At 60.0% G+C, this 25,419-nt stretch carries 30 protein-coding genes and 2 tRNA genes; 11 read left to right on the forward strand and 21 right to left on the reverse strand.

Annotation, left to right across the window (positions count from 1 at the left end; genetic code table 11):
- Nucleotides 1-13: 13 nt before the first annotated feature.
- Complete coding sequence (gene deoC, locus M2400_RS27020) at nt 14-694, forward strand: deoxyribose-phosphate aldolase (protein ID WP_259199030.1); 681 nt, start codon at nt 14-16, stop codon at nt 692-694.
- A 129-nt stretch (nt 695-823) separates the two neighbouring features.
- Here the strand turns inward: deoC and M2400_RS27025 are convergent, their stop codons facing one another.
- The 6 genes from M2400_RS27025 to M2400_RS27050 form a co-directional block, all read right to left on the reverse strand.
- Nucleotides 824-1,243 (reverse strand): TonB family protein, encoded by a 420-nt coding sequence (locus M2400_RS27025; RefSeq protein ID WP_177041916.1) that lies wholly within the window; start codon nt 1,241-1,243, stop codon nt 824-826.
- 63 nt (nt 1,244-1,306) lie between these two features.
- Nucleotides 1,307-1,729: a hypothetical protein gene (locus M2400_RS27030; protein WP_259199029.1), complete on the reverse strand. Its 423-nt coding sequence runs from the start codon at nt 1,727-1,729 to the stop codon at nt 1,307-1,309.
- Between the two features lie 103 nt (nt 1,730-1,832).
- Nucleotides 1,833-2,681: a sugar phosphate isomerase/epimerase gene (locus tag M2400_RS27035; RefSeq protein ID WP_259199028.1), complete on the reverse strand. Its 849-nt coding sequence runs from the start codon at nt 2,679-2,681 to the stop codon at nt 1,833-1,835.
- 1 nt (nt 2,682) lies between these two features.
- Nucleotides 2,683-3,924: an NAD(P)/FAD-dependent oxidoreductase gene (locus M2400_RS27040; protein ID WP_259199027.1), complete on the reverse strand. Its 1,242-nt coding sequence runs from the start codon at nt 3,922-3,924 to the stop codon at nt 2,683-2,685.
- 18 nt (nt 3,925-3,942) lie between these two features.
- The gene (locus M2400_RS27045; RefSeq protein WP_259199026.1) at nt 3,943-4,263 is read right to left on the reverse strand and encodes a MocE family 2Fe-2S type ferredoxin; all 321 of its coding nucleotides are present in this window, start codon (nt 4,261-4,263) and stop codon (nt 3,943-3,945) included.
- 41 nt (nt 4,264-4,304) lie between these two features.
- Nucleotides 4,305-5,405, reverse strand: a complete 1,101-nt coding sequence (locus M2400_RS27050) for a fatty acid desaturase family protein (protein ID WP_259199025.1) — start codon at nt 5,403-5,405, stop codon at nt 4,305-4,307.
- A 184-nt stretch (nt 5,406-5,589) separates the two neighbouring features.
- Here M2400_RS27050 and M2400_RS27055 point away from each other — a divergent pair, with 184 nt between their 5' ends.
- The gene (locus M2400_RS27055) at nt 5,590-6,639 is read left to right on the forward strand and encodes a LacI family DNA-binding transcriptional regulator (protein WP_177041902.1); all 1,050 of its coding nucleotides are present in this window, start codon (nt 5,590-5,592) and stop codon (nt 6,637-6,639) included.
- On the opposite strand, the gene M2400_RS27060 is transcribed toward M2400_RS27055, so the two are convergent.
- Nucleotides 6,619-8,610 carry a sigma-54-dependent Fis family transcriptional regulator gene (locus M2400_RS27060; protein ID WP_259199038.1) on the reverse strand — a complete coding sequence of 664 codons (1,992 nt, stop codon included), beginning with the start codon at nt 8,608-8,610 and terminating at the stop codon, nt 6,619-6,621. The genes M2400_RS27055 and M2400_RS27060 overlap by 21 nt on opposite strands.
- Before the next feature lie 199 nt (nt 8,611-8,809).
- Here M2400_RS27060 and M2400_RS27065 point away from each other — a divergent pair, with 199 nt between their 5' ends.
- From M2400_RS27065 to M2400_RS27080, 4 genes are all read left to right on the forward strand, one after another.
- A complete protein-coding gene (locus M2400_RS27065; protein WP_177114696.1) occupies nt 8,810-9,832 on the forward strand; it encodes a Gfo/Idh/MocA family oxidoreductase in 1,023 nt (340 codons plus the stop codon).
- Complete coding sequence (locus M2400_RS27070) at nt 9,829-10,617, forward strand: TIM barrel protein (protein ID WP_259199024.1); 789 nt, start codon at nt 9,829-9,831, stop codon at nt 10,615-10,617. Before M2400_RS27065 ends, M2400_RS27070 begins: the two co-directional genes overlap by 4 nt.
- 36 nt (nt 10,618-10,653) lie before the next feature.
- Complete coding sequence (locus M2400_RS27075; protein WP_177041896.1) at nt 10,654-11,580, forward strand: sugar ABC transporter substrate-binding protein; 927 nt, start codon at nt 10,654-10,656, stop codon at nt 11,578-11,580.
- A 154-nt stretch (nt 11,581-11,734) separates the two neighbouring features.
- Complete coding sequence (locus tag M2400_RS27080; RefSeq protein WP_310503569.1) at nt 11,735-12,268, forward strand: DUF2569 domain-containing protein; 534 nt, start codon at nt 11,735-11,737, stop codon at nt 12,266-12,268.
- Here M2400_RS27080 and M2400_RS27085 read toward each other — a convergent pair.
- The 5 genes from M2400_RS27085 to M2400_RS27105 form a co-directional block, all read right to left on the reverse strand.
- Entirely contained in the window at nt 12,252-12,452 is a 201-nt protein-coding gene (locus M2400_RS27085) for a DUF1737 domain-containing protein (protein WP_177041894.1), read from the reverse strand. The genes M2400_RS27080 and M2400_RS27085 overlap by 17 nt on opposite strands.
- A 72-nt stretch (nt 12,453-12,524) precedes the next feature.
- Nucleotides 12,525-12,941, reverse strand: a complete 417-nt coding sequence (arr, locus tag M2400_RS27090) for an NAD(+)--rifampin ADP-ribosyltransferase (RefSeq protein ID WP_259199023.1) — start codon at nt 12,939-12,941, stop codon at nt 12,525-12,527.
- Between the two features lie 82 nt (nt 12,942-13,023).
- Entirely contained in the window at nt 13,024-13,341 is a 318-nt protein-coding gene (locus tag M2400_RS27095) for a hypothetical protein (RefSeq protein WP_177114748.1), read from the reverse strand.
- Nucleotides 13,342-13,346: 5 nt separating this feature from the next.
- Nucleotides 13,347-13,508 (reverse strand): hypothetical protein, encoded by a 162-nt coding sequence (locus M2400_RS27100; protein ID WP_259199022.1) that lies wholly within the window; start codon nt 13,506-13,508, stop codon nt 13,347-13,349.
- Nucleotides 13,509-13,618: 110 nt separating this feature from the next.
- Nucleotides 13,619-14,518, reverse strand: a complete 900-nt coding sequence (locus tag M2400_RS27105; protein ID WP_177076648.1) for a LysR family transcriptional regulator — start codon at nt 14,516-14,518, stop codon at nt 13,619-13,621.
- 183 nt (nt 14,519-14,701) lie between these two features.
- Here M2400_RS27105 and M2400_RS27110 point away from each other — a divergent pair, with 183 nt between their 5' ends.
- Nucleotides 14,702-15,712 (forward strand): NAD(P)-dependent alcohol dehydrogenase, encoded by a 1,011-nt coding sequence (locus M2400_RS27110; protein ID WP_177114690.1) that lies wholly within the window; start codon nt 14,702-14,704, stop codon nt 15,710-15,712.
- A 95-nt stretch (nt 15,713-15,807) separates the two neighbouring features.
- On the opposite strand, the gene M2400_RS27115 is transcribed toward M2400_RS27110, so the two are convergent.
- The 7 genes from M2400_RS27115 to M2400_RS27145 all read right to left on the reverse strand — a co-directional run bounded on the left by M2400_RS27115 (nt 15,808) and on the right by M2400_RS27145 (nt 21,999).
- Nucleotides 15,808-16,296: an RcnB family protein gene (locus M2400_RS27115; protein ID WP_259199021.1), complete on the reverse strand. Its 489-nt coding sequence runs from the start codon at nt 16,294-16,296 to the stop codon at nt 15,808-15,810.
- A gap of 52 nt (nt 16,297-16,348) precedes the next feature.
- On the reverse strand, nt 16,349-16,525 hold the full coding sequence (locus M2400_RS27120) for a hypothetical protein (protein WP_259199020.1): 177 nt from the start codon (nt 16,523-16,525) through the stop codon (nt 16,349-16,351).
- Complete coding sequence (locus M2400_RS27125; protein ID WP_259199019.1) at nt 16,522-17,673, reverse strand: PepSY domain-containing protein; 1,152 nt, start codon at nt 17,671-17,673, stop codon at nt 16,522-16,524. Before M2400_RS27125 ends, M2400_RS27120 begins: the two co-directional genes overlap by 4 nt.
- A gap of 93 nt (nt 17,674-17,766) precedes the next feature.
- Nucleotides 17,767-19,869: a TonB-dependent siderophore receptor gene (locus M2400_RS27130; RefSeq protein WP_256348031.1), complete on the reverse strand. Its 2,103-nt coding sequence runs from the start codon at nt 19,867-19,869 to the stop codon at nt 17,767-17,769.
- A gap of 314 nt (nt 19,870-20,183) precedes the next feature.
- A tRNA-Leu gene (locus M2400_RS27135) sits at nt 20,184-20,270 on the reverse strand.
- Nucleotides 20,271-21,114: 844 nt separating this feature from the next.
- On the reverse strand, nt 21,115-21,723 hold the full coding sequence (locus M2400_RS27140; RefSeq protein ID WP_177114686.1) for a LysE family translocator: 609 nt from the start codon (nt 21,721-21,723) through the stop codon (nt 21,115-21,117).
- A gap of 153 nt (nt 21,724-21,876) precedes the next feature.
- Complete coding sequence (locus tag M2400_RS27145; protein WP_256390365.1) at nt 21,877-21,999, reverse strand: DUF1993 family protein; 123 nt, start codon at nt 21,997-21,999, stop codon at nt 21,877-21,879.
- Between the two features lie 98 nt (nt 22,000-22,097).
- On the opposite strand from M2400_RS27145, the gene M2400_RS27150 reads away from it, so the two are divergent.
- From M2400_RS27150 to M2400_RS27165, 4 genes are all read left to right on the forward strand, one after another.
- The gene (locus tag M2400_RS27150; protein ID WP_259199018.1) at nt 22,098-23,054 is read left to right on the forward strand and encodes a glycoside hydrolase family 6 protein; all 957 of its coding nucleotides are present in this window, start codon (nt 22,098-22,100) and stop codon (nt 23,052-23,054) included.
- A 6-nt stretch (nt 23,055-23,060) separates the two neighbouring features.
- Nucleotides 23,061-23,381, forward strand: coding sequence for a hypothetical protein (locus M2400_RS27155; RefSeq protein WP_259199017.1), 321 nt, complete (start codon nt 23,061-23,063; stop codon nt 23,379-23,381).
- A 326-nt stretch (nt 23,382-23,707) separates the two neighbouring features.
- Nucleotides 23,708-24,013, forward strand: coding sequence for a DUF6124 family protein (locus M2400_RS27160; RefSeq protein WP_177041877.1), 306 nt, complete (start codon nt 23,708-23,710; stop codon nt 24,011-24,013).
- A gap of 248 nt (nt 24,014-24,261) precedes the next feature.
- Nucleotides 24,262-24,642: a DUF1090 family protein gene (locus M2400_RS27165; protein ID WP_177041875.1), complete on the forward strand. Its 381-nt coding sequence runs from the start codon at nt 24,262-24,264 to the stop codon at nt 24,640-24,642.
- A gap of 282 nt (nt 24,643-24,924) precedes the next feature.
- Here the strand turns inward: M2400_RS27165 and M2400_RS27170 are convergent, their stop codons facing one another.
- Together M2400_RS27170 and M2400_RS27175 are read right to left on the reverse strand one after the other, a co-directional pair.
- On the reverse strand, nt 24,925-25,104 hold the full coding sequence (locus M2400_RS27170; protein WP_177041873.1) for a hypothetical protein: 180 nt from the start codon (nt 25,102-25,104) through the stop codon (nt 24,925-24,927).
- Nucleotides 25,105-25,252: 148 nt separating this feature from the next.
- Nucleotides 25,253-25,326, reverse strand: a tRNA-Cys gene (locus M2400_RS27175).
- Nucleotides 25,327-25,419: the final 93 nt, after the last annotated feature.

Raw genomic sequence — 25,419 nt, forward strand, 5'->3', positions numbered from 1 at the left:
CAGGACACTTGCCATGCCGACTGACCCGTTGCCGCTCGCGGCCTATATCGACCACACCCTGCTGGCCGCCGATGCTTCCCAGGCGAGCATTCGCCAACTGTGCGCCGAGGCTCGCGAGCATGGCTTCAAGTCCGTGTGCGTCAACAGCGCCAATGTACCGCTGGCCGCCGAATGCGTGCACGGCGGCGCCCCTTTGGTCTGCGCGGTAGTCGGTTTCCCTCTGGGTGCGGGCTTGAGTGCGGCCAAGGCGTATGAAGCAAAGCTTGCGATCGAGGCCGGCGCTGGCGAGATCGACATGGTGCTGAACATCGGCTGGCTGAAGGACGGCCTGCTGGACCAGGTACGTGACGACATCGCCCAGGTGCTGGCGGCCTGCGGCGCGGTGCCGCTGAAAGTCATCCTCGAAACCGGCCTGCTTGATGATCAGCAGAAAACCGATGCCTGCACCCTGTGCCGCGAGCTGAACGTGGCGTTCGTCAAGACCTCCACCGGCTTTGGCCATGGCGGCGCGACATTGGCGGATGTGCGCCTGATGCGCGGTGTGGTGGGTGCCGAGATCGGGGTGAAGGCTTCCGGCGGCGTGCGCGACCTGGAGACAGCCCGGGCAATGATCGAGGCGGGAGCGACACGATTGGGCAGCAGTTCCGGGATCGCCATCGTCAGCGGTGCAAAGGCGGCAGCGGGCGCTTACTGAATTGAGTGCAGCGCTGGCGCCCTTTCACATCCCTTTCACAGTCGGGCGCCTATGGTCATCTCAGCTCCTGGTGAAAACCTTTAAGCCCGCGCTCCCCATCGCGGGCTTTTCTTTGCCCGGGATTTGCCCTCAGCGCGCGATGACGTTGTTGCTGGAGCTGCGTGGCGCCATGCCGGTGCATGTCTGATCCAGGCAGAATACAAAGGGCGCCACCACTTCAATTTCGCCTTTAAGCAGCATTGAGGGTGGAGGCGCTGGCACTGGCGATGCCGCCGGAACAAATTTCTCCACGGCCCCTACGAAAAGATCCGAGCCTGTGTGACTGACGATTTCGTGGCGTATCAGGTTGCCCTTGGCATCAACGACAAATTTAACCCTGACCATCCCGGCCAGCCCTTGCAGACGGGCTTCTTCAGGGTAGGACTTGAAATGGTTGAGGTGAGTGAGCAACTGGTATTCCCATAAGCGTTGCTCGGCCAGTTGTTCCCGGGAGGGGCCGCTTGTGCAGGCACAAAGCAGCAAGACAAGTGCGATCCAGCTGTATTTCATAAACGCAGTTCCGTTGACGTTCGTTTGCTGAGTGAGGCTAATCACCCGACGCTATGCTGCGTCTCAGGCGGTGGTGCTGACGATTGAACCGGTACTGCTTCCACCTTCGGCAGTGACGGCTTGCAACAACGCGGCAGACGCCGTCTGCAGCGCCGCTGACGTTGCGACAATCTGCGTCTGGGCAGCGGCCACGGCGGCCGCTTTGGCGTCGGCGTTTTGATTGCTGGCCTGAGCCTTCTGCATGTTCTGCTGCTGCTCTTGAAGTTGCTTTTGCAATTCTGCGATTTGCTTCTTCAACTCCTTGACCGTGTCGGACTCCTGCGAGGTAGAAGCCGCCTGGCCACCACCGGCAGCAGGTGCGCTCTTGGCATCTGCGCCCGGGCTTGCGCTCACGGTCGTGGAGGTTTGCGTCTTGGAGTCATCGCTAACGCTGGCGGGGCTTGGAGTGCTGGGTACTGAAGCGAGACTGCTGACGTTAGTGATCATGTTAAATCTCCAATTGCGGTAGAGGTCTTAATTCATCGGCGCATGAGCGGGTTACTTTAACGTGTTAACCACGCAAATGCCCGTGCTTGAGCCACTGCACGACTCATACAGGCCCCGATGACTTTGCCAGACAGTCTTTCCAGATGTCGCGCATCAGCGCCTTGAGCATCAACGCTTCAGCCCAGCGATCAGTGATATCGCGGCCGTCGGCACCGGTGATGGCATACGGTGGAGGGCCGAGTTCGCAGGTAAAGGACAGGCTTGCCGGCGTGTTGGGGCGGGCCAGCCAGTCTTCGATCCCGTAGCGCCACCAGCCCAGGAAACGCTCCAGCCAAGGGCGATGCTGGGCGAAGCTCAAGGGCACCTGAACCTGTTCGCCGTTGCTGACCCGGCCATGAAACCCCCAGCTGTGGCGCAGGACGGTATGGATCTGCTCATCGTCTTCCATGGCGGCTGACCCGGGCAATTCGCGCCCAACGACATAGTGAGACACGTCGGCCAAGAGTTTGAGGTCCGGCATTTCTGCGAGCAGGTCGAGGGTGAACGGCAGGTCGCTGGTGAGGCGATAACGATGGGTTTCCAGCAGGATGGGAAAGTCCACCTGTTCGGCCAGTCGCTGCCAACCTTCGATCAGTGTCATCGCTTGGGACAACGTCCGCGGCCGCACGTCTGCCTGAAGCGTAAGGTGATGACAGCCATAGCGGGCGACAGCGTCGAGCGCCATCGCGAGATCGTCCACGGTCTGCGGAAACACCTGCCCCTCGATATGCAGGCCCCGGGCGTTGGCGGCGGCATGCAACCGCTTGGCCTGGGGTGCGAGCCAGAAATGGTCGGTGACCCCGTCGAAGCCTGCGGCGGCGATTTTCTCAAGCAGCGCTTCAATCGTGAGATCGCACTGGCCGCGGTGATCTTGCATCGCCCACAGTGACTGGAATACCAGGAAATCGCGCATGTCAGTTCCTCAATAACTGTTTGAGCGGCACACCGGCATCTGCCAGGGCGTGCACCGGCAGCGGGTTCTGATTGGCGATCAGCCGTTCGCACAGCTTGATGTCCTTGGCAATGCTGTTGCCCTGCCCCCAGCCGCACGCACCTTGCAGGCGTTGATCGGCATCAAGGTAGAACAGCAGGAAACCGCCTCCCGGCGTTGCCCGACTGGCCGACGGTTCTGCGGGGTTGATCACCCCCACGGTTTGCAGTCCCCAGTCGTACTGATCGGACCAGAACCCCGGAATCACCTCGAAGGGCAACTCACCTCCCAGCATGTTCAGGGCGGCGTGACGGCCTTGGGTTTCTGCGTTGCGCCAGGTTTCCTGGCGCTGGAACACGCCCTCGGGGTGCAGCCGAAACTCGCACACATCGCCCGCAGCAAAGATGTCCGGCGCGCTGGTGCGCAACTGCGCATCGACACGAATGCCCTGCCCCACCTCCAACCCGGCCGCCGCGGCCAACTCGATATTGGGTTGCATGCCGATGCCGACGACGAGCAGGTCGCAAGGCAGCACTTCACCGTCAACCAGCTGTACCGACTCCGCCTGCCACTCGCCTTGCACCGACTCAATGCCCACGTTCAAACGTACGTCCACGCCCTGCCTGCGATGCAGCTCCAGCAGCGCACTGGAAACCCGTTCCGGCAGGACTCGCCCGGCCAGCCGTGGCCCGGCTTCCAGCAACGTCACCACGCAACCCAGGGCACTGGCGGTGGCGGCGACTTCAAGCCCGATGAAGCCACCGCCGATGATCACCACCCGCGCGCCGGGTTGCAACGACGCACGCAGTGCCAATGCCTCATCATGGGTTCGCAAATAAAACACATTGGCCAGGTGCACCGGCACACCGGGCAACCGTCGCGCCCTGCCCCCGGTCGCCAGCAACAGGCGGGCGTACTGCAACCCGCTGCCATCGGCGAACCGCAGGCGATGCTGCTGCGGATCGAGGCCTGTCACCGGGTTGCCCGCCAGGTGTTCGACCTCCAGTTCGGCGAGCCGGGCGGGGTCGCACAAACTGCAACTCGCCAGTTCAACCGTGCCCTGCAACAGCCCCTTGGACAGTGGCGGGCGCTCGTAGGGCAGATGAGGCTCATCGCCGATCAGGATCACGCGACCGCAATAGCCTTCGGCACGCAAGGTCAACGCCGCGCGGCCGCCGGCGTGTCCGGCGCCCACAATAACCAGTGGAGCATTGGCAGGGTTCATGGCACAGCCTCCGGGCAGTTAAACCGCAATCGCGAGCAAGACGCGCCCCGTCTCGACCCGGACCGGATAGGTCTTGAGGTTGACGCACACCGGCGCCCCCAGGGCTTTGCCGGTGCGGAAATCGAACCGCCCGTTGTGCTTGGGACACTCGATCACATGGTCCATCACCAGGCCATCGGCGAGGTGGATGGACTCGTGCGTGCACAGGCCCGCCGTGGCAAAAAACCGGTCCTCGGCAGAGCGGTAGACAGCGTAGGTCTGCTGGCCATGGTCAAAACGAATGACGTCTTCTTCGTCTATATCGCCCACGGCACAGACATCGATCCATTGATCGGTCATGGCAGTTTTCTCTCTTGTAGGGGGGTTGAAACCGAAAGCCGTCAGGCGGGTTCTGCCTGAGTGGCAGCGGCAGTTTCTGCGCGCTCGGGCAGAGGGCGACGGATGAAGTACGTCGGGTCTTTACGCTGCTTCCAGATCGCCGGAAAGATTTCCTTCAAGGCCTCGAACAGGCCGTTATAGGGCGGCGGGCAGTCATCACGAATCTCCTCATGCAGCTGCGCCAGGGCATGGAACGGCACCATCGGGTACATGTGATGTTCGAGGTGATAGTTCATGTCGAGGTACAGAAAACGCAGCAGCGGACTCATGTAGATAGTGCGGCAGTTACTGCGGTGGTCGAGCACATCCTCGGCCAGGCCCACATGCTGCGTCAGGCCGAACAGGTACGAAAGCCAGCCGCCGTAGAGCGTCGGCAGGCCGATAAACATCAGCGGCAACCAGCTGTGCAAGTACAGCGCGGTGCCCACCGTCAGCCCGTAGATCAACAGCCAGATACGCGCCGCCGTGAAGATCTTCGGCCACTCGGACTCCGGGATAAACGTGCTCTCTTCTTCCGCCATCCGCCCAGTGGCGTGCCGGCAGACCGACCACATCGTGGTGAACACATAGGGCATCCTGAACAGGCTCAGCACCATGTTGACCAGCCTCGGTGGACGCGGCTCGACGATCTCCGGATCACGCCCGACGATGATGGTGTCGGTGTGGTGCCGGGCGTGGCTCCAGCGCCACACATGAGGCTCGAACATGAACATGAAGCTCGACAGCTGGTAGATCCCGTCATTCAGCCAACGGGTTTTGAACGCCGTGCCATGGCCGGTCTCGTGCCACCTGGCATTGGAGGCCGTGCCATACAGCAAGCCGTAGACAAAGAAGAACGGCACACAGGCCCAGGAACCCCAGAACCAATAACCACCAAACCCGGTAACGACCAATGCCAGCAACCAGAGGGCGGTGTCCACCAAGGCTGGGCCATCACGGCGCTGCATCAATTCTTTCAGGCGTTTACGCGGGATGGGAGATTGATACCAGGTGGCCGAGGCCAGCCCCTTTTGCACCGCACGGGCAGCTTCCGGGCCGGTCAACCGATAATCCCGAGGCGCGGGGCTACCGGGATGTTCATAGGCTGCGTGTTGTTCAGGCATTTTATTGTTCTCCGCAAGCTGGGTGGTTTCAGGCACTTGCTTCGATGCGAGGTCGCATCGTTGAGAGAAACGATAGAGAGCCCACTGATTGCCCTCAAGCCCTTGAATACATTCCCTATCAAGCTATCATCCAGCCCCATTGAAGCTTGATAGTTTTCTATCAAGGCATTCGCAGGGGCTCGCCATGAACAACAATAAACGCCCAACCATTGCCACCGTTGCCGCGCACGCCGGCTTGAGTGTCGCCACCGTAGACCGGGTGCTCAACGCCCGGGCGCCGGTCAACCCGGACACCGCCGAGCAGGTGTTCCAGGCGGCCGAAGCCGTCGGGTATTTTGCCGCACGGCTGATCGGCCAGCGGATCCGCGAGCGGCGCCCCAGCTACCGCTTCGGCATCCTCCTGCTCGGTACCGCCCAGGCGTTCTATGGCAACGTTGCCACCGCCATCACCGAGGCGGCGCAGCGTGAGTCGGGCGCCAACCTGAGCGTTCAATTCGACTACGTGCTTGACCGCTCCCCCACCGCCATCATTGCCCAGATCGAACAGTTGGCCGTGCAGTGCGACGGCCTCGCCGTGGTCAGCTTTGCCCACCCGCTGATCAATGCCGCCATCGCCCAGATCAGGCACGCCGGTGTGCCGGTGATCGCCCTGCTGTCGGACATCGATGAGGCGGCGCAGGAACCTTACGTGGGCCAGGACAACCATGAGGTCGGCCGCACCATGGGCTGGCTGGTGGCGCACACGGCCAGCGCCCGCAAGGGCAGCATTGGCGTGCTGCTGGGCGGGCACCGTTTTCTGGGGCATCAGGCGCGGCTCGAGGGGCTGCGCGGCTATCTGGAGGAGCACGCCCCGGGGCTGCGATTGCTGGAAGCGGTGATCAACCTGGACAATTGCGACATCACCGAAGAGGCGACCCTGGAACTGTTGGCCCGCCATGAAGACTTGCGCGCTTTGTGCGTGGTCGGCGGTGGCGGCGACGGCGTCATCAGCGCCCTGTCACAGCTGCCGAAACGCCCGTCACTGTGCTGCATCCTCCAGGAGTCAACCGAGCTGTCGCGCAAGGCGCTGGCCGAAGGGTTGGTCAGCCTGGTCATCGATTCCCAGCCACGACTGCTGGGCACCGCCATCGTCGACTTGCTGATCGAATTGCAGTCGTCTCCAGACTTCGATCCGGCCCGGCATCGCCACTACATTCCCTTGCAGATCCTGACCTCAGAGAACGCCCGGCCCTGAGCGAAACGCATCGGCACTCAGCCCGAACCGGTTCATCTTGTTGTACAGCCCGCCACGGGAAACGTTGAGCTGTTGCGCGGCCAGCCGGATGTTGCCGCGCGTGGCTTTGAGGGCGGCAATGATCGCGTTCATTTCATGGGCTCCGAGGTCGAGGGTCGTTCGGGGCTCTGTGGCATTTGCCGAGGTGGCGGCCGGCTGTCGCGGCTGGATTTCCAGTGGCAGATCACCCGGTAAAAGCTGGTCGCTCACGGCCAGGTTGGTGGCTCGCTCAATGGCGTTTTCCAGTTCACGAACGTTGCCGGGCCAGTGGTATGCCGACAGAATATCCAGCGCATCAGGCGAGATGCCCTGCACCGACTTGCGTAGCGACCGCGCGCAACGGCCGAGAAAGTGAAGCGCCAGCAGCGGTATATCTTCACGTCGCATCCGCAGCGGCGGCACCGTCAAGTTCAATACGTTGAGCCGGTAGTAAAGGTCCTCGCGGAACGCGCCATCGGCCACCGCCTGGCTCAGGTTCCGGTGGGTCGCGGCAATGATGCGCACGTTCACCTGCCGGGACTGCTTGGCGCCGACCCGTGTCACCTCGCCCTCTTGCAAGACCCGCAACAGGCTGACCTGGGCGTCGAATGACATGTCACCGATTTCATCGAGGAAGATCGTGCCGCCATCGGCCAGTTCGAACTTGCCGGCCGACCCGCCGCGGGCCGATCCGGTGAAGGCCCCCTCAACGTGCCCGAACAATTCACTCTGCACCAGGTCCCGCGGAATGGCCCCGCAATTGACCGCGACAAACGGCCCGTTGCAGCGGTCACTGGCGTTGTGGATCGCCTGGGCAAACAGCTCCTTGCCGGTGCCGCTTTCCCCCAGGACCAGGGTCGTCGAATCACTGCGACTGGCGATCCGCCCCAGGTGCAAAGCGTCCTGAATCGCCCGGGAACTGCCCTGGATGGTGTCGAAGGTGTAGCTGGCCTGGGTACCGATGATGCGCCGGGTAATTTCCCGGATGCGCCGGTTCTCGCGCAACGATACCACTCGCCCGCCCTGCTCCAGCGGGCACACGGAAACCAGGCAGGCCAGGTGGCTGCGATCATGCAGCTCAAAGGTGCAGTCCAGGTCCCGCAGCCCTTCCCCACCACGCAGCAAAATCTCATCGGTCAGTTCGCTTTGGCCCAGGCGCTGGAACGGGCTGCCCAGCAGGTCGCGGCCCACGCGAAACAATTGCCGGGCATAGCGGTTGAGCGCCTTGATGCAGCCGCGCTCATCCAGCACTACCAGGCCTTCGTTGAGCACTTCCAGCACGGTTTGCTGTTCTTCCAGCAAGGCCTGCAGCGCCATCTGCCGCGAGACCGCTTCCGCCGCTGCCTGCACGGTGCCCAGTGTATGAAAGTGGAACCAGCCCGGCTCTGCGGTCAGCGTCAGCATCGCCAGCGTGCGGCCCTGGGCATCCCGGATCGGGGCGGCGGCGCAATGCATGCGCCGTTGACGCAAGCCGCGCGCGAAATTCTCTTCGGCCAGCACGTACACCAGTCGGTCTTCGGCCAACGCCAGCCCGGTGCAGTTGGTGCCCTGCACCGATTCCAGCAACCGGCTGCCCACCGGCGTGAGGTCCAGGCCGCAAAAATACAGGGTGGTGCCGTGAGCGTCGGTGAGGTTGATATGACCCCGGGGGTTGTAGGCCAGCAATCCGCGCATGACCTGCGCCGCCGCCGCAATCAACACCCGGTTGGCCGCCAGCGTCGCGGCCAGATCGTCGGGGGCGACGAACCGGTAGTCACCGTCGGCGGGATCGATCCCGGCGCTGACACTGCGCCGCCAGGAATCCCAAATCACCTGCCTGACCCCGGCAGGCCGATCGACACCGCCCTTCAGGCACGCTTGCCAGGCCTGCTCCAGTTGCGCAATCGGTCCCTCGCTCAACTGCGCCGGGCCAAGCGCGGTGATGTAGTCGAGGTCTTGTTCGCTGAAGGCCATTGGCTGTGGGATCACGCGCCGCTCCTGTGTTCAGGTTTTAGACATGTAAGCATAGACATGTTTAAAATATGAACAGTATTTTTAAACAAATCATATTAAATCGTTATATATCAAACGCTTAAATATTGGCACAGCCTTTGCTCCCTGACTTGCACCCGCAGGAAACCCCTGCGCAACAACAATAAAAGGGAGTCACCTCATGAACACATCCAAGACTATTCGCCTCGGCCTCATCGGCGCCGGCCGCATGGGCAGCTTTCACGGCCTGACGGCCGCCCGGCATATTCCCGGTGCCTGCCTGGCCGCGATTGCCGACCCCACACCCGGTCAGGCCGCTCGCCTGGCGGCAGAGCTGGGCGTGCAACGGGTCTACACCGATCCCCAGCAACTGCTCGACGACCCGGACATCGACGGCGTGCTGATCGCCGCCCCGGCCCGCAGCCACGCCGAACTGGTAATCAGCGCCGCCCGCGCCGGCAAAGGGGTGTTCTGCGAAAAACCCATGGCCATCACCCTCGACGAAGCCGACCGTGCCATCGCCGCCGCTGCAGATGCGCGGGTGACGCTGCAAGTGGGCTTCAACCGCCGCTTCGCCAAAAGCTTTCGCACCGCCCACCTGGACGTGGTGGCCGGCCGTATCGGCACGCCGCAGCTGCTGCGCTCGCTGACCCGCGACCCGGCGCTGAACAATCCCGCCGCCTCACCGCAATGGGTGATCTTCCTCGAAACCCTGATCCATGACTTCGACACCCTGCGCTACCTGAACCCCGGCGCCGAAGCCGTCGACGTGTTTGTCATGGCCGATGCGCTGATTGCACCGGACTACAAAAGCAAAGGCTTCCTGGACACTGCCGTGGTCACGATACGCTTCGACAACGGCGCCATCGCCACCGCCGAGGCGAACTTCCAGGCAGTGTATGGCTACGATGTTCGCGGGGAAGTGTTCGGCAGCGCGGGCATGTTGACCATGGGCGGCGTCCATGACTCTGACCTGGTCCGCTACGTGGCCGGCGGCATCCAGGCCGATACCCAGCGCCTGGACACCGATCTGCTGCGGGACGCCTACGTGGCCGAACTCAATCACTTCGTCGAGTGCCTGCGCAGCGGCGAAAAACCCCTCGCCAGCGGCGAAGATGCCCGCGCCGCACTGGCCATTGCCCGCGCCTGCATCGAGTCGTTCCAGCAGGGCAAAGTCGTGCGTGTGCAAGGTGGCCGCCCATGAGCTTCGTGCCCTTCAAGCTGGCCGTCAGCGCCGAAATGGTCTTCCTCGACCTGCCCTTCACCGAACGCGTCAAACGCATTCATGCCCTGGGCTTCAGCGCCGAAATCTGGGGCTGGACCACCAAAGACATCCCGGCCCTGGCCGCCACCGGTGCAGACTTCACCTCGATGACGGGCTACATCTCGGGCAACCTGACCGACCCCGACGAGATTGCGCAGTTGCTCGACAGCGCGCGGGAATCCCTGGCCATCGCCGCCCAGCTCAATTGCCCCAATCTCAACCTGCATGGCACCGGCCTGGGTGACCGGGGGTTGCCGGTAAAACCGGTGGCCCACACCAGCGGACGCATGTGGCTGAGCGCCTGCAAGACCCTGGAAAAAATCGCGCGCCTGGGCGAAGACGCCGGCCGGGTGTTCCTGCTGGAAAACCTCAATACCGAGGTGGACCACCCCGGCACGCCCTTCGCCCGCGCCGACGACACCCTGGCACTGATCGAAGCGGTGGGCAGCCCTCATTTGAAAATGAACCTGGACCTCTACCACGCGCAGATCGGCGAAGGAAACCTGATCGAACTGATCCAGCGTGCCGGCAGCGCCATCGGTGAAATCCAGGTGGCCGACGTGCCGGGACGCAAGGAACCGGGCACGGGCGAGATCCACTACCCCGCCATTGCCAGGGCCCTTTACGACATGGGTTACACCGGTGTCGTGGGCCTTGAAGGCTGGGCCAGCGGCGACAGCGAACTGGCGCTGGCGCGCTTTCGGCAAGCCTTCACCCTGTCTTGATGAATTTCAACTCATAACAACAAAAGGAAAACCATCATGCGTCGCAGCACATTACTTTTTGCCACGTTGTTACTCGTTTTCAGCCAGTGGGCTACCGCCAGTTATCGCATCGGCGTGAGCATTGCCAGGGTTGACGACAACTTCATGACCTACGTGCGCAGCGGCCTGGAAGACGCGGCCAAACAGGCAGGCGTCCAGATCCAGTTCGAAGACGCCCAGGGCGACGTGGTGCGCCAGCTCAATCAGGTCCAGGGGTTTATCAATCAGAAGGTCGACGCCGTGATTGTCTTGCCGGTGGACACCGCCGCCACCGCCAACATGACCCGCGCCGCCGTCGAGGCGAAGACGCCGCTGGTCTACGTCAACCGCCACCCCGACGAGCGCGTACTGCCCAAGGGCGTCGTCACTGTGGCGTCCAACGACATCGAGGCCGGGCAATTGCAGATGCGCTACCTCGCCGAGAAGCTCCACGGCAAAGGTAGCGTCGCGATCATCATGGGCGACCTGGCGCAAAACGCCACGCACGACCGCACCGAAGGCGTCAAACAAGTACTCAAGGACTTTCCCGAGATCAAGATCGTCGAACAGCAATCGGCGGAATGGCAGCGCAGCAAAGGCATGGACCTGACCAGCAACTGGCTGCTAGCGGGCACCCACTTCGATGCGATCGTGGCCAACAACGACGAAATGGCGATTGGTGCCGCGATGGCGTTGCAGCAAGCTGGCAAAGCCAAGGGCGAAATCGCAATCGTCGGCATCGACGGCCTGCCCGACGGGCTGGCCGCGATCAAGCGCGGAATGCTGGTGGCATCGGTCTTCCAGGACCCCAAGGCCCAGGCCACTGCCGCCCTGCAGGCCGCCCTGAAAATGATCAAGGGCGAGCCGGTCGAGACGGATGTGTGGGTTCCGTTTCAGCTGATTAAACCGGAGCAAGTCGCCGTGTTTGAGCAGCATTACAAGTAGCGTCGACCGCCGCTGTTGCCAATCGGGGAACAGCGGCGCTTGCACGAAGACGGCGGCGATTGAAGGAGCGTACTATTACACCCGACGTTACCCACAAATCCCGCGCGAAAAGTCGTGCGCTGTTTGTGGCCTATGGATGCCGGGAAATCACGGAATGAATATGCAAACAAATAAAGATCTGAAGGGGCTGGGTGGCTGGCTGATATTAATCGCGCTGGGGTTGATTGTTACGCCCCTGCGCGTGGCATTCGCCTTCGGGCCCTTGTATTACGGCATCTTCACAGACGGCACCTTCACGCATGTCATAACCCCGGGTTCAGAGCTGTATAACCCGGCATGGGCCGCACTGGTGGTGTTTGAGGCGCTCTTCAACTCCCTGTTGATCCTGACGTTCGTCTACCTGATCTATCTGTTTTTCTCCAGGCACTATCTATTCCCGAAAGTGTATATAGCCACACTTATTGTCTCTTTTGCTTTTGTGCCTGTGGACTCGTGGATTGTCTCGCTTATCGTCCCTGACGAGCCAATATTCGACCCCAGCACTACAAAGGAATTTGTACGGGGATTGATTTCCGTTGTCGTATGGGTGCCTTACATTCTGGTGTCCAAGAGAGTAAAGGCAACGTTTGTCGAACACAGGCCTGACGCAGAACCGAAGCCGCGCGCTTCGCTTATTGAGCCGGGCTGATTGCCGGGTTCCAAATGATAGCCTGCGCCACCACGACATACTCACCGTTGAAAGTGGCCGCTGGCGAGCCATAAAGCTGGTAGCCCAGTGCGAGGGCTTCTGAGACTCGGTGACAGAAGGAGGCATCGTCCTTGCCGGTCAGAATCCGATAGACAGGCAAGCCGTCAGGAGGAGAACTTTGCATACGGGGCACCTGCTGGAAAGGTTGGAAAAAACCACTTGGCTATCTGGCGACGCCCGTTGGTTCCTGATCATATCAATCGATGATGACATCGCGACCCTCGGCCTTCAAACGGGCGAGATTGTCCCTCATCTGCTGCAACCGCTCAGGCGGATGCCCTTGCCATTTCGTCAGTTCGGCCACGACCCACAACGGGTCGGTTGAACGATAGGAAAGCGTGGGGTTGCCGGGGAATTTCTTATCCGTCACGTTGGGGTCATCGATGATTGACCCCGTTGGCTCCACCACATAGATCCGTTCCCGCCCACTGCCAAGCGCCAGTTCAGCGCCCCAGATGGCCGCATCCAGCGTGCCCGCGAAATACACCCAGGAAAGTGGTTTGCCTTCGGTGAAATTGGACGGGTAGCCGACGCGGATCAGATCGCCGGGCTCCAGATCGGCACGGGTGCCATGAAAGAACTGACGCGTAAACAGGCCAGCAGTAATCGACATAGGCTCGCGACTCCGTGGTTTTATGAATACTGCAACGACGGCGAGCTGGCCCGGCGCATGATTGCCGGGCCAGAGGGCTGAGTTAAAGCAATACAGTGGACAGCATGCCCAGGGCGCCCAGGACGAACCCAATCAGTGCGCCACGTCCTGGTGCTTCATGAAACAGAGACCAGACCACCACCGGCTCAAGCAGCAGCAAAGAGGTGACCGAGACCACGGTGACAACCCAGATATCACCGACAGCCATATACCCCAGCCAATACGCTCCCAGCAGGCAAAGCCCTGCAAAACACATCAGCACAACGGGCAGTACGAACGCCTCCCATGAACCATGCCCTGTCTGGGCAAGCCTGGCGGTTACCACCTCACTGTAGATTGCACAAAACTCACCGACCACCATCAACCCTAGAGCAGAAACTCCGAGTAATTCTTTGGACATATCAAAAACTCCTTCGTATTCAGCGCAATATTTTTCAGCTCCCAGCGCGCGATGCCGCGGCCCAGGAGTTCGTTGCAGTGATACGAAGCAGCCTTGAACAGGCCTGAATTACCGAAGTGCTTTTCCATGCTCATGTCCTTCAAAGGGGGTGAGTCTCAGCGCCCGAATAAGGTGCTGTTGCGATCATACGTGCCGCTGCCCCTGGCGAACAACCCGCGCAATCGCGCCTCATGAAGGGTTAATGAGCCTTGAACCAGTCGGGGTGCAGAACCGGAAAATGCTTTTTCAGCCAATCCACGAATGCATCTACCTGGGGTGCAAGATGGGTTCTGCTTGGATACAGCACAGAAACCCGGCGCGGCTTTGGACGAAATGCGCCGAGGACTTCAACCAGTTCTCCGCTGTCGAGAAATGCACCGACGGTAATGCCCGGCGCCTGGATGATGCCGAAGCCTGCAACACCGCATTGAACGTAGGCATTGGACTCGTTCACGGTGATACCGCCACGTGGCGTGTGGGGACGATCTTCGTCCTCCACCGAGAAGTGCCAGGGCAGCGGCCGGTTGTTTTGGCCGGACAGGAAGCCAACACATCGGTGGCCTGCAAGCGCTTGCAGGGTTTGCGGTACCCCGCAGGCCTGGAGATAACCTGCCGATGCACAGGTCACCATGGTCGCGCTGCCAATGTCCCTGGCCACCAGGCTGGAGTCCGGGAGATCACCGATTCGCAATACACAATCGATGCCTTCGGCCACGAGGTCTACCGTACGATCAGTCACGCCGAGTGCCAGCTCGATCTCGGGATATGCCTGGGTAAATCGCCGGAGGCTTTCCATGAACCCCTGCTGGGAAAAGGCCGTGGGAATATCGATCCGCAACCGTCCCCGCAACGTCGAACCACTGCGGTCGAACATGGAGGTGGTTTGCGCGATGGTGGCCAAAATCTCTTTGACGCGCTCGTAAAATCGCTCGCCCTCAGCCGTCAGTCTGACTTTGCGCGTGGTGCGCTGGAACAGCCTCACACCCAGCGAAGCCTCTAGTTCCTGAATCGTGCGAGTGACATACGGGCGGCCTGTCTGCATCGCTTCCGCGACTTTGGTGAAGCTCCCCAACTCCGCCAGTTTGGCGAATACCTGCATCGACTGTAGAAGCGCCATGCGTCTGTTCCTCGGGAAGCCTGCGAAGGGATGATTGTTACCACTCAGGATAACAATCCTGTTGGGTTCTGCCCATTTATGCTGCGTGGTGAAAACTAAATAATGGCCCAGGCACACAGGAGGCGCTTGCCTCCCCTACCCCTTCACCGTTGCTGGAGACAGAAAATGAAAGCGTGGCTTCTGAAAGATTTCGGTTTGGACAACCTGGTGCAAGGCGATACCGAGACTCCCGTACCCAAGGCCGGAGAGCTGCTGGTAAAGGTGGGGGCCGTATCCCTCAACTTCCGGGACAAGGCCATCGTTGACGGCATCTACGAGCCCCACAAGGTGCCCAAGCCGCTGATTCCCGTCAGCGATGCAGCCGGTACTGTGGTTGCGGTGGGTGACGGCGTCAGCCGCTTCGCCATCGGGGACCGGGTCAACTCGCATCTCTACTCCCGCTGGCTGGACGGCATGCCTGGCCCGGATGAACCCGACTACTGCTTCGGGTCGCCATTACCGGGCGGCCTGGCGCAATACATGATCATCCACGAAGACAGCGCAGTACGTGCCCCCGACAACATGTCCGATGAAGAGGCCGCGACCCTTCCGATTGCCGCGTTGACGGCCTGGTACGCGCTGGTTGATTTCGGCCAGGTCGAGCCCGGCCAGACGGTTCTGGTCCAGGGCACTGGCGGGGTGTCTGTTTTCGCTGCGCAAATTGCAACGGCCCTTGGCGCCAAGGTCATTGTCACCTCCAGTCGCGATGAGAACCTGGATGCGATGAAAAAACTGGGTGCGGTTGCCGGTGTGAATTACCGCAAGCATCCCGCTTGGGCAGGAGAAGTATTGAAACTCACCGACGGCAAGGGCGTGGACCTGCTGCTGGATGTGGCAGGCGGCGACGGCATCAACCAATCCATCGCCGCGACAAAAGCCGGAGGGCGTATCGCCCAGATCGGCTTCCTGACTGGCCAGACCTCTGCACTGAACCTGATGCCGATGATCTTCCGCCAAACCACGATTCGCGGCATTGCCGTAGCGCCGCGCTCGTCGTTTGACCGCATGAACGCATTCTTGAATGAGCACAGGATTCGCCCGGTGATCGACCGTGTGTACCCCTTCGACCAAGCGCGCCAGGCATACGAACACCTGGCCAGGGGCGCGTTTGGCAAGGTGGTGATCAAGATTGCGTAAGATGGGGATGGTGGCGCCACACGGGAGTTTCACACTCAACGCTTGAGCGCGTTGAGTGTGATCCGGGCGGCGAAAACACTGATCCCCTGGGCGCCTTAATCAAAGGCGCCATTGAGAACCTCATAAATAATGCCGGAAGCGATTGCGACCAGTATCAGATCAGTGCCTGCCTGTTGCCATTCATAACCGTCGTAATGGGGCAGCCTGCCCAGCAACCGGCCATCCAGCTTCTTGGCGATGCCAGGAGGAAGCGGTTTCCCCCTGGCCGGATTCTTTTGTATTCCGGGTGGCAGTGAGGGACCTGGACGCCAATAGTCACGGTAGCCGCCGACCACGCCCAATACGCCGCCCCGGTCAACGCTGGGCCCGCGCTGCCAATCATCTGCGCTGGAACCTTTGCCCTTGTTGCCCTTGTTGCCCTTGTTGCCCTTGTTGCCCTTGTTGCCGTGGTCCTGGTCGCCTTGGGAGTTGTCTTTTCCATTGCCCTGCCCCTTCCCGTTACCGGGGTCGGCCAAGGCTGTGATTGAGCTCATTGCCAAAGCAAGGCAGGTAACAGCCGCTACAAGCGAGCGAGATTTAAACATCACCGTCTTCTCCAAAGGGGTTGCCCTTGAAATGTAGACGGTATTGGCGGCTTTAGCGCCGATGCAACCGTAGCCAAACCACCCCGACCAGCCCCAACGGCATCCCCAGGCTTAGCCATGACAGCAGGTCATAGACGCCATTACCGATCAGTGCCGAGAGCAATCCGAACAGGCTCAAAAAAAACAGCAACAGCGGCCAGCGAAAGATCATCCATAGTCCGCGCCTCATGATCGGCCCTCCATTTGCGGCCCACTGGCATTCAACTCATCCAAACGCTTTTGCAACGGTACCTTGCGACGGCTCAGCCAGAGGTAGAGCCCGCTGCCAAGGATTACGATGCTGATGAGATCGAGCAGTGTCCAGATGATCTTCAGCGGCAAGCCGCCGTAATCACCAAAATGCAGCGGCTGCGAAACCAGCAAGGTTTTCACGTAGAGCGGCATCTCACGCATGTCAGTCAGCTCGCCGGTACTCGCATCCACCAGGGCCGGCTTGAGCAATCGCGCGGTGAGCGGTGTGGTGCCGCGCATGAACACTGCGTAATGGTGCTGGCTGCTGAACTGAGTACCGGGAAAGGCGATAAAGCTGGGTTCCATGTCTGGCGCCGCCTTGCGCGCGGTATCCAGCGCTTTTTGCAACGACCCGAGGCGTTCCAGCGGCGGCGCATCCTTGTAGGGCGCGGTCATCTGCGCCAACTGGTCACTCTGCCAGAAGTCAAAAATGGGCAGTGCCAGCGTATTGATCACGCCTGTCGCGCCCACCACCAACACCCAGGCCAGCGTGGCAATGCCGAGCACGTTGTGCAGGTCCAGCCATTTCAAGCGCGAACTGCGCCCACTGCGCACGGTGGCGAAGTCCAGCTTGCGCATGAACGGTGTGTACACCACCACGCCGGACACCAGCGCCGCGACCATTAGTAAACCCATGAAGCCGAGGAACAGATAACCCGGCAACCCCATGAACAAATCGGTATGCAGCCGCAACATCAGGTTCATGAACCCATCGTCCGGCGGCGCCGAAGGAAATAGCTCCCCGGTGCGCGTATCGAACGATTGCGAATGACCCTCGATCGGTGGCGGCATAATGCTGGTTGCCGTGTACACCGTGCCGAGCGGACTTTCCGGATCGAAGCCGACAAAACGCACGACCTCGCCCGGTTGTGCCGCCAGTGCCCTGGCAATGACTGTGTCGTAGTTGATTCGTGGCGTATCGGCGGTCAGCACACGCAGGGGCGGAGGCGGTTCGACGTAGTGCTCAATCTCCTCATGAAAGATCAGTGGCAGCCCCGTCAGGCACAGCAGCAACAGGAAAACGGTAGCGATCAGGCTGGTCCATTTGTGGACCAGAAACCAGATACGCAGGGTTCGTGCAGTCATGCGCAGAAATTTTCCTTAAAGAACCAAGCTTGCAGCGCGCTAAGGGGCCCGGTGACGGCGTGAGGGGTAAACACACCGAGCCCTCAGGCGGTATCAGTATTTCCAGGTAACGGAAGCGACCAGGTTACGTGGGGCACCGTAGCTGGCGGTGGTGGCACTGTTGTAAAGCGATAGCAGGTATTTGCGATCGGTGACGTTGTTCAGGTTCAGCGACGTGCTCCAGTTGCTGTCGATGTCATAGCTGGCCATGAAATCGAGCAAGGCGTAGGCGTTCTGGTGGATAGCACTGTTGGTGTCGTTTTCCACTGCACTCTGCCAGCTTACCCGTGTACCCACCCTGGCTTGGGGCAAGCTCGGCAAGCGATAGGTGAGCATGCCGCGCACGCTGTGGGTCGGCACATATTTACGTGCCTTGTCGCCGTCGTCGTTGTCGATGCGCACGTAGGTATAGCCGGCGAGCAGGTCCAGCCCAGGTAGCGCCTCGCCGGAGGCTTGCAGCTCTACGCCGTGACTCTTGTAATCCATGGGGTCGTAGACGGACCGGCCATCGACCAAGCCGACGTACTCCGCGACATTATGCTGTTCGGTCTTGAACGCCGCCGCGGTGACGTTGAGGCGCTCATCCAACAAGCTGCCCTTCACACCCGCTTCCATGCTTTTGCCTTCAAGCGGAGCCAGCAATTTGCCGTCTCTGCCCAGGTTGTACTGTGCGCTATAGATTTTCGTCCAACTGCCGTACACGCTCCACTGCTTGTCCAGATCGTAGACCAGGCCGGTGTAAGGCGTCACCTTGCCATGGGCACGGGTGTAGTAGTCGGAACCATAGCTGTCGCCGGAAGCGTCCAGGCTGATCATCCGCGCGCCGGCGATCCAGTGCAGATCATCGGCCAGACTGAATCGTGCACCGGCGTACACGCTCTTCTGGGTGTCCGTAAAATTCTGAGTATTGGCGTCGCTGGTAAACAGGAACGATGGATGCGCCAAATTACCCGCCAGCACATCCGAGAATGACGCGTCGTAATAGCCATCTGCAGCCGCATCGTATTCGCGGGCTTTTTGATGGGTGCGGCCATAGGCGGCGCCGAAGGTCAATTCATGCTCTCGGCCAAACAGGCTGAACGGGCCGGAGACCTTGGCCTCGCCCAGCAATTGATGAGCCTCGCTGGTGGTGTTGGCGGCAAATACTGAGGCGTCATCACCGCTGACCCCGGCGACATACATCATGTTGGTATCTTGCTTTTCGGTGATGCCAGTGGCCGTGACCGTAGCGTTCCAGCCATTGCCAAAATCATGTTTGAGCTCAGCGAATGTACGCTGGGTACGCAGGTTCCAATAGGTCCACGGCTGGCCGATGCTTGAACTGCGGCTGCCATAGTGAATGGCGTTGCCGTCGTTATCCACCAGCGGCAAGTTGCCCCAGGTGCTACCGTTTGAATCGCTGTCGTGCTGGGAGAAGCCCACGGTCACGGTGTCGGCATCGGACACATCGAACGCCAACAGACCGGCAGCGACGTTGCGCTCATGGCTGTATCGATCCATCCATGAGTTGCCCTTGTCGTGGGAATAAATAAAGCGCCCACGTACGTTGCCGGTATCCGTCAACGGGCCGGAAACGTCCACGGCCACACGACGACCATCCCAGGAGCTGACGCTGGTATCGATTTGCGCCTGGAAGGTCTCGGTCGGGCGCTTGCGTACGAAATTGACCGTGGCCGACGGGTTGCCAGCGCCACTCATCAAGCCATTGGCACCATGCAGGACGTCGATCTGTTCGAACTCGGCCAAGTCCTGATCACCGACCAACACAGTTCCCACGAATGGCATGCCCACGCCGTCGTATTCAAAGTTGTTGATATCGAAGCCCCGCGAGGTGAATTCCGTGCGATCGGTTTCGGTTTGCTCCACGGTCACCGAGGGTGCGGAGCGCAGCGCGTCCTTGATACCAGTGATCTTGAAGTCGTCCATGGCTTGCCGGGTGATGGTGGTCACGGCTTGCGGGGTTTGCTTGTCTGTCAGCCCCAGACGAGTAGTGCTGGACGACGGGTTGCTCTTGTAGCCCACGGTTGGACCGTCAATAGGTTCACTACTCGCTTCGATCTGGGTAGTCGGCAACGTCAAGTCTTCGGCGGCATAAACCAGGGACGCAGCGCTGCAAGCGCCCGCAAGCAACAGACTGGCGGAAAGGTGATGTTTCAAAACGGGAATTCCTACGACAAGTGAGTCAAGCGCGTTAATACTTGAGAACGCTAATAGGAATCTAACTCAATTACCAAATTGAGTTGGACATTTTTCTCACATTTCGAAACATTTACCCTCGTGTACATTTGGCTACATTTGGGTGCTGCGAAAGGAGGAGATGCGCAAGGTGCAAAAATTTGCCCTTGAGCAGATTTCAGCCGGGTACGAGGGAGATTTGACGCAGCGCGGAAAGCCGCCGGCGCAGGAGTTGAAATTGCGGAGCGCAAACAAAAAGGACCTGCATGATAAATCATGCAGGTCCTTGAATATGATGGTGCCCGAAGCCGGAATCGAACCGGCACGCCCTTACGAGCGGGGGATTTTAAGTCCCATGCGTCTACCAGTTTCGCCATTCGGGCGGTAGCGCTATGCAGCAAGCCAGGCAGCGTTATAAGCCCTTGCGCGTTGCAGCAGGCTAGGGAATATATAGATCCAGCCCCCTCGATGCAAGGTCGAGAACAGGCTTTTTCAAACAAACAAGCGATGCGCCGGCCAACAAAAAAGCTCGCCAGATCAGTGATCTACAGATTTCGACGGCGGTCGTGAGTCACGACCAGGCACGCCCCGTCGGCAGGCACGACCCCTGCCCCCGGGCGCACTAAGAAAAATAAGTCATTACCGCAATCACCACTGAGACCCAAACCAGGGTCATCAAAAACGACAGCGCAGCCAACGTTTTGCCCATTTGCCTACTCGCCCCGTTGAAAACACGTCAAGGAACCCACTCCAGCGCCGCTTGAGAATAGCCATCCCCACTGCGCTTTGCCTTCAATTGCGCTGCAAAATCGTGGATACGATACTCAGCGCAAAAGGTTAGTTCCTTGACCGGGCCTTGGGGCGCTCACCATTGCGCTGGAAACGTCACTGAGCTGCTGTTTATTGCCTGATACCCGAAAATCATCATCCCCGGTTTTACGGCTCCTGCGGCACCCGAGGACATCTGATACGCTTTTTTCTTTTGCATCTGCCCCTGTATCGAAACCCGCCCGGCCCTGACAATACAGCCACTCCCGACACGCCCGGGGAGCCCGACAGGAAACGTCCTGCCGGCCCGTTCATTTCGGAGGCCTTATGGCTAAGATGGCATTTTTCCTGTTCGGTTTTCTTGCGCTGACCATCGCGATTGGTCTGCTTGCCACCATCTCACCGGTCTAGGGTTCACAGCCCGCTGACGCCCCCGGCGCCTGCGCTCAGGGGGGCGTTTCAGCCCACGAAAAACATCGGATACAACGACAGCACCAACAACCCCGCCATCGACCAGTTGAACACCCGCAACCAGCGCGGCTCGCGCAGCACATTGCGCAAGCTGCTGCCGCAGCCCACCCATACGCAAACGCTGGGCAGGTTCACCAGGGCAAACACCGCCGCAATCAACAGCACATTGCCGACATACCCTTGCGCAGGCGTGTAGGTGGTGATCGCGCCCAGCGCCATGACCCAGGCCTTGGGATTCACCCACTGGAACGCCGCCGCGCCGAGGAAGGTCATGGGTTTGCGCTTGCCATCGGTGTCATCGGACATCCCGCTGGACGTTGCGATCTTCCAGGCCAGGTACAGCAAATACGCCGCCCCCACATAACGCAATACGGTGTAAGCCCACGGCAGCGCCTTGAACACCTCGCCGAGCCCCAGGCCCACCGCGATCACCAACAACATAAAGCCAATGCTGATGCCCAGTGCGTGGGGAATCGAACGGATAAAACCGAAGTTCACCCCGGACGCCAGCAACATCGTGTTATTGGGGCCGGGGGTGATCGAGGACACAAAGGCGAACAGCGCGAAGGCTGACAAGAGGCTTGAAGACATGAGCATGGCGCGAGATCCGAACGAAGTACTGTGGCCACGACAGTAGACCGTTATGCCGGCGTGTGCCCCGTACAGCTACGGGGAGATGCAGGCATACACTTCATTCGCGATAGCGCGCCGCACTTGCGGCTGCGTGCTGCAAAGAGCGTTACAGCCTGCCTATCGTCGGCGCACGAAGCCAAACATAGGCGGCACACAATCGGCCTTTACGAGCGGCACGCCGTTATGGCGAAGGATGCTATGAGCGGTCATCAGGTGAATGTAGAACTGTGGAATGCTCACGATTCAGCCGGCTACCCTGCAAGCTTCATCCAGCTTCACGTGACGTGGGCAAGGAGTAGTTCTAACGTGGCGGCCCATGCCCTTTTCTGGTGTAGAGCGTGATCAAGATCGCTACCCTTGCCGCCGGCGTTTTCTACCTGTTAATGCTGCCTGCTGCCCACGCGGGCGATGGTTTCTACGCCAATCCGCAGTCCAGCGCGGCACAATGGGTGCAGCACAATCCCGATACGCCGGCCACAGCAAGGATCCGCTCAGCGATTGCAAACGTACCCAGCGCCCTGTGGCTGACCGGCACCAGCCAGACTGCCGACAGACTCACCGACCGAGTCAGTCGCTACGTCTCGGCCGCCGCCAGCACCGATAAAATCCCGATCCTGGTGGCCTACAACCTGCCTCACCGTGATTGCAGCGGCGGCGCCTCGAAGGGTGGCGCGCCGGATGCGACAGCGTACCGAACCTGGATCGACCATTTGATCACCGGTATTGGAAGCAACCCGGCGGTGGTCATTCTGGAGCCGGATGCGTTGGCCGACATGCAGTGCCTGGGCAGCGACAAACGCGCCGAACGGCTGACGCTGCTCAACTATGCCGTGTCGGGGCTCAAGCAGCGCGCGCCACACACCGATGTTTATCTGGACGCCGGCAATCCAGGCTGGAAATCCCCAGCCGCCATGGCCGAGGCGTTGAATGCAGCCGGTGTAAAACAGGCCCGCGGGTTTGCCCTGAATATTGCCAACTTCTACACCCTCGCCCAGGTGCGCAGTTACGGGGATGCAATCAACAGCAGGTTGTTAAGCGAATTCAGCTATACAAAGGCCATCGCGGTGGACACCAGCCGCAACGGCAATGGTGCGATTCCTGGCGACTGGTGCAACCCGCCAGGCCGCAGGCTCGGCATTGCGCCGCAAGTGCTTTCGCCTCAGTTGGTTGCCTTGTGGATCAAACTGCCCGGTAATTCAGACGGCGCATCGTCGCCAAAAACAGAGTGTCATGGCGGGCCAATAGCAGGCACTTTCAGCGCCGATCTCGCGCTTCGATTGATTGATGGGAACTAAGGGCGAATGAGCCTTGCATCGCCCGGCCTCATTGCTCAGGATAACGCTCTTGAGCTCAACACCGGCAAGGAAGCAGCAGGTTACCGAGGCCGACCCCAGATGACGCTCCATGAACAAAATCCGTTGGAGGTAGAGGCGTGCCAGCGTCAGAGGCCTCTCTGGTTCTGGCTCCCTATTGGGTTTTTGATTGTTTTTTTAACGACAACCTCGATGATATTCCTGGGCACAAACCCAGCTGAGTGGATGTTTGTGGCACTCAACTTTGGCTGGGCAATCGTGGCATTGACGCTGCTGGCGAGACTATCGGGCGTCCCCAAACACCGTTGAACACCACCCGATTTTTTAAAGGCCAGCAAGGCAAATCGCTTTAACTTGCGTGACGTTTCCTAGAGAATCTTTCGGCCTTGTGCCCGCTGGAACCACTGGCTAGTCTTCGCTCCGTCGCTGCATATCAGCGATCGGGTGTGAGAACCTGGAACCAGTAGGCGCCAAGCGCCACTACCGTCTGTAGCATGCTCTATGGCGGCTGTGTGCGGGCAGACTTCGGTCTGGCCGGAGTCCTACTGTCCGGTTTTCTCACCCTGCACATAGCTGCCACCTTTTGTCGAGTGAGACCGACACGAGGATGGCTCCCCATCAGTAGGAGCTTATGCATGAACAAGATCGTCCCCGACCCGCCCCGCGTCACCCGTGACCGCGAAGCCTTTGAGCGCGCCCTGAGTCATTACCTGCAACCCGATCCCGTTACCCATCCAATATTCACCGTTCACCAGGACGTCAGCTTTGAAGACGCCATTGCCCAACTCTCCGAACTACTGCGCTGCGCAGCCGCAACGGCTGAGGGCACCGCTCAGAATGCAACTGAGGAAAGCCGCGACATGGCGCGCTCCACCCTGCACCTGATCGGCATGGCCAGGACCTTGGCGGATCAGGCGCTGGATTGCTTGAAACCGCACTAACCCACTCCCTCAGGCGTGGCGTCAGGCACCCACAATGTGCACGACGTCGCAGCCTGGGCGACCAGCCAGTCATGAGCAACGTCTGACAAACAACGTGAAACAACGCACACTTATCGAATCCCGGCGTTGAAGGTCAAAAGTCGCCCCCCTATATTTCGCTGCACCCGGGCGCCACCTCTATACGGATATTGTTCTGCGCCGGCTCGGGTTCCCCTCTGTGCGCAGGCAATAAAACATTGAGGTTTGCCATGCGTCTTTCCAAACTCGCACCTGCCGCCGCCCTGTTCAGCCTGCTCACCCTGCCCGTCCATGCTGCCGACCTGTCCGCCCTCACAGGCGCCCTGTCGTCTGCCTTGGGTGGCGCCAGCAACAGCAACAACACTGTCAACGCCAATAACGCCTCCTGCCAGCAACAGGTCCGTGACCTGCAGGCGAATATCAATGCTGCCAATGCCAAGGGCGATACCTTGCGCGCGACGGCGTTCCAAGCGGCACTGACACAAACCAACAAAAGTTGCAGTAACAGCAACTACAACGCCCAGGCGCAAGTGAGCAACAACCCCCAAAACCAGCAAAACGTGAACAAGGCTGCGGATGCGATCAACGCAATTGGCGGCCTGTTCAAGTAAGTCGCCATACGCTGTGAGAAAGGCCCGTACTCGCGGGCCTTTTTTCTGCCACGCCTATCGATGATAGGTCTTTCAGTAAGTTGTGAATTACCCGCTGACGAGTAAAGCCCCAGGTTGGCTACACACAACCCTTTCGATACCGATTTACACGGCGTCAGTTGCGTTCTGGATGTTCACCGCCCACATATCGTCACTGCGCAGTTACAGGATTACGAAACCGCCAGATGATAGCGCGGAGGTCGCAAAGGCATGATTCGGGAGCCGGGGATGGCAGATTGAGGCTTACTTCGTTTTGGTCGATTGAGTGGCCATCCAGCCGAATACGACGATCATCACTATCGGCATGATCATCTTGGTGGGAGGCACCGAGCCCGAATAGGCCTGGAAGCCGAGCAACAGCAACTGCAAGACGTTGCAGATCACGCAAACAAGAAACACCCATCGCAAATACCTTGGAAACATCTGTCCATCCCTAGAGTAAAAGCGCGATGGTAGTCGGATTGGGAGTGGAAGCCAACGCTGCGAGGGCGGTTTGAAGCGCACCACTACGACGCCTTTCCCAGAGGCAATAAAAAACCCCGTAGACGTTAATCTACGGGGCTTTTAAGAGTGGAGGCCGAGGTCGGAATCGAACCGGCGTAGGCGGATTTGCAATCCGCTGCATAACCATTTTGCTACTCGGCCTCAAACGATCAATGCCTTACAACCGACATTCACCGCATACAAACTTGAGTGGGCTGTGTGAAGCTTGCCTCTACTCTATCTCATTGAAAACAT

It is taken from the genome of Pseudomonas sp. BIGb0558 (assembly GCF_024807515.1).
GTDB classification, from domain to species: domain Bacteria; phylum Pseudomonadota; class Gammaproteobacteria; order Pseudomonadales; family Pseudomonadaceae; genus Aquipseudomonas; species Aquipseudomonas yamanorum_A.